14 protein-coding genes are annotated in these 14276 nt (G+C 65.7%); 11 read left to right on the top strand and 3 right to left on the bottom strand.

Annotated elements, in window-relative coordinates; all coding sequences use genetic code 11:
* Positions 1–67 precede the first annotated feature (67 nt).
* Positions 68–2323 (top strand): NADP-dependent malic enzyme, encoded by a 2256-nt coding sequence (locus AAFM92_12110; protein MEL7301118.1) that lies wholly within the window; start codon positions 68–70, stop codon positions 2321–2323.
* 4 nt (positions 2324–2327) lie between these two features.
* Complete coding sequence (locus AAFM92_12105) at positions 2328–3209, top strand: ribokinase (GenBank protein ID MEL7301117.1); 882 nt, start codon at positions 2328–2330, stop codon at positions 3207–3209.
* A 6-nt stretch (positions 3210–3215) separates the two neighbouring features.
* On the opposite strand, the gene msrA is transcribed toward AAFM92_12105, so the two are convergent.
* Entirely contained in the window at positions 3216–3881 is a 666-nt protein-coding gene (gene msrA / locus AAFM92_12100; protein ID MEL7301116.1) for a peptide-methionine (S)-S-oxide reductase MsrA, read from the bottom strand.
* 126 nt (positions 3882–4007) lie between these two features.
* On the opposite strand from msrA, the gene AAFM92_12095 reads away from it, so the two are divergent.
* Together AAFM92_12095 and AAFM92_12090 are read left to right on the top strand one after the other, a co-directional pair.
* The gene (locus tag AAFM92_12095) at positions 4008–4904 is read left to right on the top strand and encodes a D-amino acid aminotransferase (GenBank protein ID MEL7301115.1); all 897 of its coding nucleotides are present in this window, start codon (positions 4008–4010) and stop codon (positions 4902–4904) included.
* Positions 4901–5599 (top strand): HAD family hydrolase, encoded by a 699-nt coding sequence (locus AAFM92_12090; protein MEL7301114.1) that lies wholly within the window; start codon positions 4901–4903, stop codon positions 5597–5599. Before AAFM92_12095 ends, AAFM92_12090 begins: the two co-directional genes overlap by 4 nt.
* A gap of 82 nt (positions 5600–5681) precedes the next feature.
* Here AAFM92_12090 and AAFM92_12085 read toward each other — a convergent pair whose 3' ends face one another.
* The gene (locus tag AAFM92_12085; GenBank protein MEL7301113.1) at positions 5682–6914 is read right to left on the bottom strand and encodes an argininosuccinate synthase; all 1233 of its coding nucleotides are present in this window, start codon (positions 6912–6914) and stop codon (positions 5682–5684) included.
* Between the two features lie 117 nt (positions 6915–7031).
* Here AAFM92_12085 and AAFM92_12080 point away from each other — a divergent pair, with 117 nt between their 5' ends.
* The 3 genes from AAFM92_12080 to AAFM92_12070 are packed head-to-tail and all read left to right on the top strand — an operon-like array spanning position 7032 to position 10446.
* Positions 7032–7820 (top strand): hypothetical protein, encoded by a 789-nt coding sequence (locus AAFM92_12080; protein ID MEL7301112.1) that lies wholly within the window; start codon positions 7032–7034, stop codon positions 7818–7820.
* 40 nt (positions 7821–7860) lie between these two features.
* Positions 7861–9108, top strand: a complete 1248-nt coding sequence (gene ilvA / locus AAFM92_12075) for a threonine ammonia-lyase IlvA (protein MEL7301111.1) — start codon at positions 7861–7863, stop codon at positions 9106–9108.
* Positions 9109–9162: 54 nt separating this feature from the next.
* Positions 9163–10446, top strand: a complete 1284-nt coding sequence (locus AAFM92_12070) for a PP2C family protein-serine/threonine phosphatase (GenBank protein MEL7301110.1) — start codon at positions 9163–9165, stop codon at positions 10444–10446.
* On the opposite strand, the gene AAFM92_12065 is transcribed toward AAFM92_12070, so the two are convergent.
* The gene (locus tag AAFM92_12065) at positions 10389–10865 is read right to left on the bottom strand and encodes an NUDIX hydrolase (protein MEL7301109.1); all 477 of its coding nucleotides are present in this window, start codon (positions 10863–10865) and stop codon (positions 10389–10391) included. The genes AAFM92_12070 and AAFM92_12065 overlap by 58 nt on opposite strands.
* A gap of 85 nt (positions 10866–10950) precedes the next feature.
* Between AAFM92_12065 and AAFM92_12060 the strand changes: the two genes are divergently transcribed.
* The 4 genes from AAFM92_12060 to AAFM92_12045 are packed head-to-tail and all read left to right on the top strand — an operon-like array spanning position 10951 to position 14264.
* Positions 10951–11967, top strand: a complete 1017-nt coding sequence (locus tag AAFM92_12060; GenBank protein ID MEL7301108.1) for an Hsp33 family molecular chaperone HslO — start codon at positions 10951–10953, stop codon at positions 11965–11967.
* A complete protein-coding gene (locus AAFM92_12055) occupies positions 11957–12556 on the top strand; it encodes a CoA pyrophosphatase (GenBank protein ID MEL7301107.1) in 600 nt (199 codons plus the stop codon). Before AAFM92_12060 ends, AAFM92_12055 begins: the two co-directional genes overlap by 11 nt.
* Positions 12553–13689, top strand: a complete 1137-nt coding sequence (locus tag AAFM92_12050) for a CCA tRNA nucleotidyltransferase (GenBank protein ID MEL7301106.1) — start codon at positions 12553–12555, stop codon at positions 13687–13689. Before AAFM92_12055 ends, AAFM92_12050 begins: the two co-directional genes overlap by 4 nt.
* On the top strand, positions 13686–14264 hold the full coding sequence (locus AAFM92_12045; GenBank protein ID MEL7301105.1) for a LysE family translocator: 579 nt from the start codon (positions 13686–13688) through the stop codon (positions 14262–14264). Before AAFM92_12050 ends, AAFM92_12045 begins: the two co-directional genes overlap by 4 nt.
* The last annotated feature ends 12 nt before the right edge of the window (positions 14265–14276 follow it).

Here is a 14276-nt window from a genome sequence, read left to right as displayed (position 1 = left end):
TAAAAGACCCCGCTTGTTGTCTGCCCTCGAAACGCCCGGTACTCATGGCAAAAAACGGGAGGATTGCATGGCCAAGACGAAGGTCACGGCAGAGGACGCGCTGGCATTTCACATGGAGCCCGCGCCGGGAAAGTTCGAAGTGCAGGCCACCGTCCCCATGGCGACCCAGCGCGATCTGTCCTTGGCCTATTCGCCGGGTGTGGCGCATCCGTGCCTCGCCATCGCCGAGAACCCCGAGACGGCATACGACTATACCAACAAGGGCAACCTCGTGGCCGTGATCTCCAACGGGACCGCGGTCCTTGGGCTCGGCAATCTCGGGGCGCTGGGATCAAAGCCCGTGATGGAGGGCAAGTCCGTTCTCTTCAAGCGGTTCGCGGACGTGAACTCCATCGATCTCGAGCTCGATACCGAGGATGTCGATGCCTTCGTCAATGCCGTGCGCCTGCTCGGGCCTTCTTTCGGCGGGATCAACCTCGAGGATATCAAGGCGCCTGAATGCTTCATCATCGAGCAGACGCTCAAAGAGCAGATGGATATCCCGGTCTTCCACGATGACCAACATGGGACAGCGGTGATCTGCGCGGCGGGCCTCATCAACGCACTCCATCTCTCGGGGAAGAAGATCGAAGATGTGACCATCGTGCTCAACGGTGCTGGCGCGGCAGGGATCGCCTGTATCGAATTGTTGAAATCCATGGGGGCGCGCCCGGAGAATTGCATCTGCTGCGATACCAAAGGTGTCATCTACCAGGGGCGCACCGAGGGCATGAACCAGTGGAAATCCGGCCATGCCGTGAAGACCGATCTGCGCACGCTCGAGGAGGCGATGGTGGGGGCCGACGTCTTCATCGGGGTCTCGGTGAAAGGCGCGGTGACGCCCGCGATGGTGGAAAGCATGGCGCAGGATCCCGTCATCTTCGCCATGGCGAACCCGGATCCGGAGATCACCCCGGAAGAGGCGCAGGCCATCCGCTCGGATGCCATCGTCGCCACTGGGCGCAGCGACTACCCAAACCAGGTGAACAACGTCCTGGGCTTTCCCTACCTCTTCCGCGGCGCGCTCGATATCCACGCCCGCGCGATCAATGACGAAATGAAGATCGCCTGCGCCCGCGCGCTCGCCAAGCTCGCGCGCGAGGATGTGCCCGATGAGGTGGGCATGGCCTATGGGCGCGAGTTGTCCTTCGGGCGCGACTACATCATCCCCACGCCTTTCGATCCCCGTCTGATCCACAGGATCCCGCCGGCCGTCGCGAAGGCAGGCATGGATACGGCCGTGGCGCGTCGCCCCATCGTCGACATGGCAGCCTACGAGAAGACACTGCGCGCGCGCATGGATCCGACGGCGTCGATCCTCTCCGGCATCAATGACAGGGCGCAGGCCGCGCAGGCCCGGATGATCTTTGCCGAGGGTGACGATCCCCGCGTGCTCCGCGCGGCCGTGGCCTACCAGCGGCAGGGTCTGGGGCAAGCCGTGGTGATCGCGCGAGAAGCCGAGGCGAAGGCCGATCTCGAAGCGCTCGGTCTCGGTGATGCGCTGGGCGAGATCGAAATCATGAATGCCGCCAACACCGAACACCTCGATGCCTACAAGGATTTTCTCTACCAGCGGCTTCAGCGCAAAGGGCATGATCGCGCGGATATTCACCGGCTTGCCGCACGTGACAGGCATGTCTTTGCATCGCTCATGCTCGCCCATGGCCATGCGGACGGGGTCGTGACGGGCGCAACGCGGAAGAGTGCGCACATCCTCGAGCTCATAAATCACGTCTTCGATGCCGGGCCCCATGATGGCGCAGTGGGTGTGACCGCGCTCCTAAATCGCGGTCGCATCGTACTGGTGGCCGACACCCTCGTGCATGAATGGCCGGATGAGACCGATCTCGCCGACATCGCGGAGCGGGGCGCGAGCGTCGCCCGGGCGCTGGGGCTCGAGCCGCGCGTGGCGTTCGTGAGCTTCTCGACCTTCGGCTATCCCGTCTCCGAGCGCGCCGAGAAGATGCACCGCGCGCCTGCGGTTCTCGAAGCACGCGGCGTCGATTTCGAATTCGAGGGCGAGATGACGGTGGATGTGGCGCTCAACGCGCAAGCGCAGGCGCAGTACCCGTTCAGCCGCCTCACGGGGCCGGCCAATGTGCTCGTCGTGCCCGCGAGGCATTCGGCCTCGATCTCGGTAAAGCTGCTGCAGGAGATGGCCGGTGCCACGGTCATCGGGCCCATCCTCACGGGCATCGACAAACCGGTGCAGCTTTGCTCCACTGTCTCAACGGCAAATGATATCCTGACCATGGCCATCATCGCGGCCTGCAACATCCGGTGAAAACGTGACTGTATTTTGCGTGGGTTCGATCAACGCGGACCACTTCTACGACGTGCCGCACATCCCAGCGCCGGGGGAGACGCTGGAGGGTTCCAACCATCGCGTGGGCCTCGGCGGGAAGGGCGCGAACCAGAGCGTGGCCGCGGCGCGCGCCGGGGCTGAGGTCGTGCATATTGGGGCCGTTGGCGAGGATGGTGCATGGGCCATCGCGCGTATGCAGAGCCTCGGCGTGGACACCCGCCACATCAGCACCGTCGATGTCCCCACAGCCCACGCGATCATCAATGTCGCCTCGGACGGGGAAAACGCGATCGTCATCTATCCGGGCGCGAACCGGGCCATCACAAAGGCGATGGTCAGCGATGCCTTCAAGAAAGCAGAGGCGGGAGACCGGCTCATTCTGCAGAACGAAGCCTCCATGCAGGTGGAAGCCGCGCGGCTGGCGCAACGGGCTGGGATGCAGGTCATCTACTCCGCCGCGCCTTTCGATGCCGAGGCCGTGCGCTCGGTGCTCGAGTTCACCGATGTGATCGTGGTCAACGATCTCGAAGCCCGGCAATTGGAGGAGGCGTTCGGCACGGCCTTGGCAGAGCTTCCGGTGCAGGGCGTCGTGGTCACGCGCGGCGCGGAGGGTGCGGATTACATCGCCGGGCGCGAGGTTATCCATGCCGATGCGCTCAAGGTCACCGCGCGCGATACGACGGGCGCGGGCGATACGTTCCTTGGATATTTCGTGGCTGCGCTCGATGCCGATCTCGACACGCAATCAGCCCTCACCTTGGCGAGCGCGGCGGCGGCCTTGAAGGTCACACGGCCCGGGACGGCTGATGCCATCCCGAGCCGCGCTGAGGTGGAGGCTTTCCGCGCGGAACACGCGGCGCCGTAGGGTCGATCAGCTCGCGAAGGGGGCCGCGGAGCCCCAGAGCGCCCGCACGCCATCATCCCGGCCGCATGCCGCGCGGTAGCGCTTGTAGGCCTCCGCCTTCGAACGGGGGCCGAAGCGCGTGAGGATGATGTCCTGATCGAGGTAGTAATCCTGATGGTATTCATCGGCCGCGTAGAAGGCGCCGAGCGGCAGGACGGGGGTGACGACGTTGCGCCCGAGCGCGGCCTCGGCATCCGCCACCGCGGCTTCCATGGCCGCCTTCTCGGCGGCGGAGCTGTAGAAGAGTGCGGTGCGGTAGCTCGGCCCACGGTCGCAGAACTGCCCGCCTGCATCGGTGGGATCGACGGAGCGCATGAAGGCGCTGAGCAGGTTCTCGAGCGAGACGACATCCGCGTCGTACGTGATTTCCACCGCTTCATAGTGCCCGGTGCCGCCGGCTGAGACCTGCTTGTAGGTCGGGTTGGCGACGGTCCCGCCGGTGAAACCGCTCACGGCCTCGCTTACGCCGCGCACGCTTTCGAAATCGCTTTCCACGCACCAGAAGCAGCCGCCTGCCACGGTCACGGTCTGGATGTCGCGCGCCTCGGCCTTGCCGGTGCACTGGACAACGATGGCCGCGGCAATGGCCATGGCCGTGAGGAACGGGCGGGGCTGGTGGATCGGGTTCAGCATGTCGTGTCTCCTGTCGTTGGAGAGGTGTGTGACGACATGCACGTTCAAAGCCAATTCACGGGCGCGGGAGGTCACGCCCTAGTTACTGCTTGAAAAGATTGATCCTCTTGGCAAATGCTCCACCCCATGGAGCCCGTGACGACCCATCAAGCCGAGGATGACGCCCGAAACGAGGCGATCCTGATCTATGTCGATGGCGCGCTTCTCCCCCGGCAGGATGCGAAAATCAGCGTCTATGACAGTGGCTTCATGCTGGGCGACGGCGTCTGGGAAGGGCTCCGGCTCTATGACGGGCGCTGGGCCTTCGTGGACGAGCATCTGGCGCGGCTCGAAGAAGCGGCGAAGGCGATCGATCTCGCGCTGCCGCTCGACCGGGCGGGAATGTTAAAGGCGCTGGAGGCCACGCGGGACGCCAACGACATGCACAGCGATGCCCATGCACGGCTCATGGTGACGCGGGGCGTGAAGATGCGGCCCTTCCAGCATCCGGCGCTCAGCGTCTCGGGCCCCACCATGGTCATCATCATGGAGCATTCGCGCCCCAAGATCCCGCGCCCTATCCGGCTTGCCACCGTGCCGCATATGCGCGGGCTGCCCATGACGCAGGATCCCAAGCTCAACTCGCACTCGAAGCTCAACTGCATCCTCGCCTGCATCGCCGCGGAGAAGGCGGGGGCCGACGAGGCGCTCATGCTCGATGTCCATGGCTTCGTGAACACCACGAATGCCTGCAACTTCTTCATCGTCAAATCCGGGGAGGTTTGGACCTCAACCGGGGATTACTGCATGAACGGGATCACCCGGCAGAAGGTCATCGACCTTTGCCACGCGAACGGCATTCCGTGTTTCGAGCGCAACTTCTCCCTCGTCGATACCTATTCCGCCGATGAGGCATTCCTCACCGGCACGTTTGGCGCGCAGACCCCAGTGTCCGAAATCGATGGCCGCAAGATCGGGAGCGGTGAGATGGGGCCGGTGACGCAGCGGCTCCGCGATCTCTACAAGGCGCTCGTCGCCGCATGAGGGTCGCGGTCTGGTCGGGCCCGCGCAACCTGTCGACGGCGATGATGTATTCGTTCGGCAACCGCGCGGACATGAACGCTGTGGATGAACCGTTCTACGGCGCGTTCCTGAAACATAGCGGCATCGACCACCCCATGGCGGCAGAGACGATGGCGTCTATGGAATGCGACCCGTCCCGCGTGATGGCGGGGCTACGGGACTTCGACACCCCGCATCAATACGAAAAGCACATGCCGCATCACATGCTGCCGGGCTTCCCGATGGACTGGCTGGAGGAGGCGCGGCATGTCGTGCTGCTCCGCCACCCCGCGCGCGTCTTGGCAAGCTACCTGCGGAAGCGCGAAGCGCCCACGGCGGACGACCTGGGCTTCACGACGCTGGCGCGCGTCGTGGCCTTGTTGCCCGCTCCGGTCATCATCGACAGCGCCGACATCCGCGCCCATCCCCGCGCAGCGCTGGGCGCGCTTTGCGATGCGCTGTCACTCCCCTTCCACAACGCCATGCTCAGCTGGCCCGCCGGTCCGAAGACCTTTGACGGCGCCTGGGCGCCCCATTGGTATGACGCTGTCCACCGCTCCACCGGCTTCGACGCGGCGGAGGGTCCGGTGCCCGACGTGCCCGACGCCTATGCCACGGTGGTGGGGGAGGCGACAGCGCTTTACGACGCCATGAAGGCCCGCGCGCTCCGGCCCTGAAAAACGTACAAAACGTGAAAGCGCGCGTTTCGCCTTGTACAAAACAGGGCAAAACGCTCGTTTGCGGAAGAGAGGCCGGAGCCTACTTTTTCAGCCGACGATCCCGGGCGGCGAGGAGCTTGAGGCGCAGCGCGTTGAGCTGGATGAAGCCCTTGGCGTCTTCCTGGTTATAGGCGCCGGCATCCTCCTCGAAGGTCACGTGCGCCTCTGAATAGAGCGAATGATCGGACCAGCGGGCGACGACGGAGGCCTGGCCCTTGTAGAGCTTGAGCCGGACAGTGCCCGAAACATGCTCCTGGCTCTTGTCGATGAGGGCCTGCAGCATCTCCCGCTCCGGGCTGAACCAGAAGCCGTTATAGATGAGCTCCGCGTAGCGCGGCATGATCGAGTCCTTCAGGTGACCCGCGCCGGAGTCGAGCGTGATCTGCTCTATCCCGCGATGGGCCTCGAGCAGGATCGTGCCGCCGGGCGTCTCGTAGATGCCGCGGCTCTTCATGCCGACGAAGCGGTTCTCGACGAGGTCGAGGATGCCGATGCCGTGCTTGGCACCGAGCGCATTCAGGCGTGTTAGGGTCGATGCAGGCGACATGGCCTCGCCATTGACCGCCACGGCATCGCCCCGTTCGAAGGTGATCTCCACCGTCTCGGGCGCGTCGGGCGCGTCTTCGGGCCGGGTGATCCGCTGGAGCACGTAGTCCGGCGCCTCGTCGGCGGGGTTTTCGAGCACCTTGCCCTCGGAGGAGGTGTGCAGGAGGTTCGCATCCACCGAAAATGGCGCCTCGCCCCGCTTGTCCTTGGCGATGGGGATCTGGTTCTTTTCGGCGAAGTCGATGAGCTTCGTCCGGGAGGTCAGGTCCCATTCCCGCCAGGGCGCGATGACCTTGATGTCAGGGTTCAAAGCATAAGCGGCGAGCTCAAAGCGGACCTGGTCATTGCCCTTTCCGGTCGCACCGTGGGCCACCGCATCGGCGCCCTCGGCGGCGGCGATCTCGACGAGCCGCTTGGAGATCAGCGGGCGCGCGATGGAGGTGCCGAGCAGGTAGAGCCCTTCGTAGAGCGCATTGGCGCGGAACATCGGGAAGACGAAATCGCGCACGAATTCCTCGCGCAGGTCCTCGATGTAGACAGCGCTCGCGCCCATCATCTCCGCCTTGGCGCGGGCGGGCTCGAGCTCCTCCCCCTGGCCGAGATCGGCGGTGAAGGTGACGACCTCGCAGCCATATTCCGTCTGCAGCCATTTCAGGATGATCGACGTGTCGAGCCCCCCGGAATAGGCGAGAACGACCTTCTTCGGCGTGAGCTTTGGTGCAGACATGAAACACCCCTGGGAATTGATTGCTGCGGCGCGTTAGCCCGTTTTCGCGAGGGTCACAAGCGGGCTAGGCTGCGCGCGGGTTCGCATCCCGAACGATTTGAATGACGGAGGCCTGCGATGGCTGTTTCGATGATGTCCCATGCCTTGCGCATGCTTTGGGCCAACCTGGGCAACGCCGCGCGTGTGAGCGTCGTCCCGCTTCTCTTGATGTATCTCGCGATCATCGTGGTGGGCGGCGGCGGCTTTTTGGCGATCGGCGGGGCTGGGATGTTCGACCCCTCCGCGCAGGCTGCTTCTCCCGGAGCGGGGGTTGGTTTCGGTGCGGTCCTGCTCGGTCTTGTCGTCTTTGGCATCGCCATTGTCTTCATGTCGTGGGTGGCGATTTCCTGGCATCGCTTCGTGCTCTTGGAGGAATACCCGCAGAGCTGGATGCCGCCCTTTCGCGGGGAAGAGATCCGCAGCTACGTGGGCAAGCTTATCCTGCTTTCCTTCGTCTACTTCCTGATCGCGCTACTACCGATCTTTATCGTGGGCATGGTGGCCTCCGGTGCGGGCGAGGGCGCGGGCGTCATCCTGGGCGCCGCGGCATTGCTGGTGCTGGTGCCGGTGTTTCTCTGGATTTCCTTCCGCCTGTCCTCGGTCCTGCCTGCAGCGGCGGTGGCCAAGGAGATGGGCATCGGCGAGGCGTGGCGCGAGACGCAGTCGCATTCCGGGACGATCTTCTGGTTCGGGCTCTGCTACGTGGCCGTCGTCATCGGCATCCAGATCGTCGTGGCGTTCCTCGGCCTCATTCCGATCCTCGGGTTTCTCATCTCCATCGCGGGGAGCTGGTTCGTGACCATCCTTGGCTTCAGCGCCCTGACCACTGTTTACGGCGTCGCCGTCGAAGGCCGTGAGCTTACCTGATCCCTTGCAGGCGGTGGAGCGCTCGGGCACTGAGCGCTCCATGACCGATTTTCCCGATACCGTGCGCCGGGCGGCTGGCGAGATGCGCGCTCTGTTCGAGCCGACGCCGCTGCAGAAGAACGAGCATCTGAGCACGAAGTTCGGCGCCGACATTTATCTTAAGCGCGAGGATCTGAGCCCGGTTCGGAGCTACAAGCTCCGCGGCGCGTTCAACGCGATGACGAAGGCGCTGGCGGCAAACCCGGAGCAGGGGCTCTTCGTCTGTGCATCGGCGGGCAATCACGCGCAGGGCGTGGCCTACAATTGCCAATCGCTGGAAAAGAAGGGCGTGATCTTCATGCCCGTCACTACGCCACAGCAGAAGATCGACAAGACACGCATGTTCGGCGGTGCCTTCGTGGAGGTTAAGCTCGTCGGCGACTACTTCGATGACTGTCTTCGCGCGGCGCAGGCCTATTGCGCGGAGGAAGGCGGGCACTTCCTGTCACCCTTCGACGACCCGGACGTGATCGAGGGGCAGGCGACGGTGACGATGGAGATCCTCGATCAGCTGGGCCAGGCGCCCGACATCATGGTGCTGCCGGTGGGCGGCGGGGGGCTGTCGTCGGGGGCGCAGAAATACATGGATGCCACGGGTGCGGCCACGCGGCTCGTCTTCGTGGAGCCCCAGGGTGGGGCGAGCCTCACGGCGGCGGTGAAGGCCGGTGAGCCGGTGACGCTCAATGCCGTCGATACCTTCGTCGATGGCGCGGCAGTGGCCCGGATCGGCGCCCGCACTTTCGAGGCACTGTCGGAGACTGCGCCGCGTGACGTGCTGCTCGCGCCGGAGAATCGCATCTGCGGGACGATCATGGAAATGCTCAACATCGAGGGGATCGTGCTCGAGCCTGCCGGCGCGCTTGCGATCGACGTGCTTCCCGAGCTCGCCGAGGATATCAGCGGAAAGACGGTGGTCTGCATCACCTCGGGCGGGAATTTCGACTTCGAGCGCCTGCCGGAGGTCAAGGAGCGCGCGCAGAAGTACCAGGGCCTCAAGAAATACATGATCTTGCGGATGCCCCAGCGCCCTGGCGCGCTGAAGGACTTCCTCGGCATGCTCGGACCAGACGACGACATCGCGCGCTTCGAATACCTGAAGAAATCGGCGCGGAATTTCGGCTCGGTCCTCATCGGCATCGAGACGAAGGACCCGGCCAATTTCGACCGCCTGTTCCGCGACATGGAAGAGGGCGGCTTCGTCTATGACGACATCACCGACAATGAGACGCTGGCCAACTTCGTCATCTGATTTCACGCGCCCTTAACGGCTGCCGGTCTAGGGAACGCCCGCGAGGATATCCGGGTGAGACGAGTGACGCGTGCCGACGGAAGGGAAAGCGCCGCCGGGGCGGTGCCCGCGCCTTTGCGCGCATTGATGCTCGGGGCGGGCGCGGCAGAGCTGGAGGCAAGCGTGCGCGCCCGCGGGGTCGATGTCACACGGACAAGCCCGGCGGTGGCGCGGCAGGTCATCCGCGAGGGCCCGCCCTGGGATGCCTGCCTCGTGGAATGGGCGCCCGGACCCGACCCCGGCGTTACGATGCTGGCCTGGCTCGCTGACGAGACGCGGCAGGCGCTGCCGCCCCTGTCGCGACCCTTCCTCGTGGCGCTGATAGACGCGGAAAAGGATGGGCCCGCGGCGATCAAGGCCGGGGCCGACGCGGTGCTCCCTCACTCTGCCACCGACGCCGCGCTGGAGGGGATCCTCGCGCTGCTTCAGCGGCGCAGGATGGGCCGCGCGGCGGCCCTGCGGCGGGAGGCAGACGTGCTTGACCAGATCGGGAGCCTTCAGGCGCGGCTCGACGGGATCGAGGGCGACCTCATCGCCGCACGGCAGCTGCAACAAGCGCTTTTAGGCCGACGTAGGGTCGATTTCGGCGACATGGAGCTCAGCACGATCTTGCGATCGGCGGCCCATGTGGGCGGTGATCTCGTGGGGCATTTCCCCATCAACGCTGACGCTTACGGCTTCTTTGCGCTCGACGTTTCGGGGCACGGTATTTCCTCAGCGCTGCTCACGGCACGCCTCGCGGGTTACTTTCCGGCGAACAGCCCGCGCCAGAACCTCGCGCTAAGGGAGGATGGTGCGGGCGGATGGGCACCGCGCTCGCCCGAAGACACGATCACCGAGCTCAACGAGCGCGTCACGGAAGACCTCGCCACCGACCATTACTTCACGCTGCTTCTCGGCCACGTGTGCCCCGCCACCGGCGAGATCGTCTTTGCGCAGGCGGGTCATCCGCACCCGGCGGTGCAAGACACGCGGGGGCGGGTCCGGCTGGTGGGCGAGGGCGGGCTTCCGGTGGGGCTCATCCCCGGCGCCTACTACGAGAACACGGCGCTCACGCTCGCGCCGGGGGAGCGCTTGTTCGTCCACTCAGACGGGTTCGCCGACGCGGTGCTCTCCGATGGCAGCCTTTTCGGCGATGACCGTCTCATCGCGATGGTGGAGAAATTTCATGCCATGCGCGGGTCGGCCTTTCTCGAGGCGATGCTTTGGGAACTGGGGCAGGCGCTGGGCGATGGTGGCTTTTACCAGGACGATGTGAGCGCGCTTCTCCTCGAGCGCCGTGGGAGCCCGAAGACCTGAGCCACGAAATGCCTGTCGCCAGGCACGGCGAGCTCCTCGGCGGCCACCTCGGCAGGCATCCAGACGGCGCTGTGCCCGACTTCGCGCGGCGGGCCCATGGCGCGAGCCGGCCGCGCAAGATAGATCGCGCAGAGCTTCTCGGCCCAGAGATCGTATTCGGGCATGTAGGTGAAACGGCGGAACGCGCCGAGGCGGCGGGGCCGGGTGATCGTCCAGCCCGTCTCCTCGAGGCATTCGCGCATGAGCGCAGGGACGGCATGCTCGCCCGCATCGATGCCGCCGCCGGGAAGCTGGAATTCGGGCCAAGGCGCCATCTGATGCGTCACCAGCATCTCGTCGCCGCGTGCGAGGATCGCGTAGGCGCCGGGGCGCAGCGTGTAGCGGCGGTCTTTTTCGGGCGGGCGTCCAAAGCGGCGCATGGCGGCTATTCCCTTGGCTCACGGGTTGTGGTGCCTATATCGGCGCGATATCCGAACTCCAAGGCCGCAAGGCAGGAGGCCAATCATGACACTGGCTGCACAAATCGCCTGGGATGACACTGTCCTCCCGTTCCAACTGGACCGCTCCGACATCCGGGGCCGCGTGGCGCGGCTCGACGGGCTTCTTGATGATGTCCTGGCGCAGCACGACTATCCCGCGCCCATCGAGGCGCTGGTGGCCGAGATGGCGCTGCTCACGGCCATGATCGGGCAGACAATGAAGCTCCGCTGGAAGCTTTCGCTGCAGGTGCGCGGCGACGGGCCCGCGCGCCTCATCGCCACCGATTACTATGCGCCTGCCAAGGAAGGGCAGCCCGCGCGCATTCGCGCCTGGGCGAGCTTTGACGAGGAGCGTCTCGATCTCACCGCCGATCCTTTCAGCCAGATCGGGAAGGGGTATTTCGCGATCCTGATCGACCAGGGCAAAGGCATGCAACCCTACCAGGGGATCACGCCCATCGCCGGGGGCTCGCTGACGAGCTGCGCGCAGACCTATTTCGCTCAGTCCGAGCAGATTCCCACGCGCTTCGCCTTGGCCTACGGCCGCTCGTTGGCGCCGGGCTCTGATGAGGCGTGGCGTGCGGGTGGCGTGATGCTGCAGCACATGCCCAAGGCCTCGCCCTTCGTGCAGGGGGGCGGGTCCGGTGAGGCGGGGCTCCTTGAGGCCGAAGACATCCTTGACGGCGACGAGGCGGAAAACTGGAACCGCGCCAACATCCTCCTCGACACGGTGGAGGAGCTGGAGCTCGTGGGCCCGTCGGTGCAGCCGTCGGAGCTTCTGACGCGGCTTTTTCACGAGGAGGCGCCCCGGGTCTTTGACGCGCAGGCGGTGGAGTTCGGCTGCACGTGTTCCGAGGAGCGCGTGCGCCAGAGCCTCTCGATCTACTCACAAAAGGACATCGCGCACATGACGCGGGAGGACGGGACCGTCACCGCCGATTGCCAGTTCTGCGGCGCCCATTACAGCTTTGACCCGGCCACGCTCGGGTTCGAGGCCGGTGAGGCCGGAGAAGCCCCGCGGGCCGCGGGACATGGTGATTAACCCGACGCTTGACGAGGTCCGCGCGGCGCTTCGTGCGCCCGCGGGGGTCTCGTCCGATTTTGATCTCAACGAAGTGAGCCTCCCACCGGGGCGCAAATTGCGCGCGGCGGCGGTGCTCATGCTGCTCGTGCCTGGGTCCCACGGGCTCGAGCTGGTGCTGACGAAGCGCTCCTCTGAGCTCAAGCATCATCCCGGTCAAATCTCCTTTCCTGGCGGCAAGCTGGAGGAGAGCGATGCCGATGCCTGGGCCTGCGCGACCCGCGAGGCCGCCGAGGAGATCGGGGCAAATCCGGGTGGAATAGAGCCGCTCGGCATGCTGCCCGCGCACGAGACCGTCACTAGCTTCACCATCGCGCCTCAGGTCGGGCTCCTCAAGACGCCGCAGGACTTCTACCCGAGCGACGGCGAGGTAGCGGAGGTATTTCACGTGCCGCTCGCGCACGTGGCGGACCCGGCTTCCTACGTCATTGAAGGCCGCATGTGGCAGGGGGCCATCCGCCGCTACTACGCCGTTCCCTACGGGCCCTATTACATCTGGGGCGCGACCGCGCGGATGCTGCGCGGCTTCGCGGATCGCTTCGCGCCGTGACGCGGGTGGACGGCCCATGGCTAAGCGATGTGGAGGCGCAGGAGGTCTGCGCGCTTCTCACCGATGCGGGGCACGAAGCGTGGTTCGTGGGCGGCTGCGTGCGCAACGCGCTCCTCGGCGCGCCGGTCACCGATCTCGATATCTCAACAGATGCACGGCCCGAGCGCGTCATGGCGCTCGCGAAGGCCGCGGGGATGCGTGCCGTGCCCACGGGGATCGACCACGGGACGGTGACGCTCATCCACTGCGGCCAGCCCTTCGAGATCACCACCTTCCGCCGCGACGTGGAGACGGATGGCCGCCATGCCGTCGTGGCCTTCGCTGAGACGCTGGAGGAGGATGCAAGGCGTCGGGATTTCACGATGAACGCGCTCTATGCCGATGCCACGGGTGCCGTGCGCGATCCGGTGGCTGGGCTTGGCGATCTCGCCCAGCGCCGCTTCCGCTTCATCGGCGACGCGGAGGCGCGGATACGGGAGGATTACCTCCGCATCCTGCGCTTTTTCCGCTTCTTTGCGTGGTATGGGACGGAGCTCGACGCGGAAGGCCTCGCAGCCTGCGCGGCCCATGGGGACGGCCTCGCGACGCTCTCCGCCGAGCGGGTGACGGCGGAGATGGTGAAGCTCCTCTCCGCGCCCGATCCCGCGCCCGCGGTCGGGGCGCTGGAACAGGCGGGCCTCCTTTCGCGCGTTCTGCTCGGTGCCAGCGCAAAGCTCCTCGGCCCCTCGATCCATCTCGATCCTGTCGCGGAGATCGACGCCATGGCGCGGCTCGCGGCGCTGGGCGGTGATGCGACGGGGCTGCGTCTGAGCAAGGCGGAGGCGCGTTGCCTCGCGACCTACCGCGACATGATGGAGGGCACGGAGCCCGCCGGGGCGCTCGGTCACGCGTTCGGGTCGGAGACGGCGCTGCGCGGGCTCGCGCTCCGGGCAGCGGCGCTGGAACGCTCGCTCGAGCCCGGCGATCTCCGCGCCGCAGAGACCGGCGCTGCGGCGGAGTTCCCCGTGAAGGCCGCAGACCTGCCCGCAGATCTTGAAGGACCGGCCATCGGACAGGCTCTAACAGAGCTGAAAACGGCTTGGATCGCCTCCGACTTCACCGCCACAAAGGCGGAGCTCTTGGCCCGCTTATGATCGCCCCGCTCTACGTCTTCGTCTTCGCGGGGCTCTTTTCGCCCGGGCCGAACGTCATCCTTCTCACCGCCTCGGGCGCGCGGTTCGGTTTTCGCCCCACGCTGCCTCATGTGCTTGGCGTGGCGGTGGGGGTGGGGATCACGGCGGGGCTCACCGGATTTGGCATCGGGGCGCTGCTCGCGGCAATGCCGCAGCTCAAGCTAGTGCTTCAAGTCGTGGCTTCGGCCTGGATCCTCTTCATGGCTTGGAAGCTCTGGACGGCGCAGGCCAAGCCTCGGGAGGAGGCGCGGGACCGCCCCTTTACCTTCCTCGAGGCGGTGCTCTTTCAATGGGTCAATCCGAAGATCTGGGCCGTCGCCGTGGCTGCCACCGCCTATACCGAGGGGGCGAGCCCGCTCCTCTCCGCCTGGCTGCTCGGTACGGCGTTCTCGGGCATCAATCTCGGCGTTTGCCTGTTCTGGAGCTTCGCAGGGTCGCTCCTCACCTACCTCCTGAAGACGCCTCTCGCTTTCACCATCTTCATGCGGGGAATGGCCGTGCTCCTGGCGATTTCGGCGGGCTTGGTTTTCCTGTGACGTAAGGGAGCC

This window comes from Pseudomonadota bacterium (assembly GCA_038533575.1).
Classification (GTDB): domain Bacteria; phylum Pseudomonadota; class Alphaproteobacteria; order Rhodobacterales; family Rhodobacteraceae; genus Shimia_B.
Note: the sequence above shows the minus strand (reverse complement) of the source record. Positions and strands in the feature narration are given on the sequence as shown.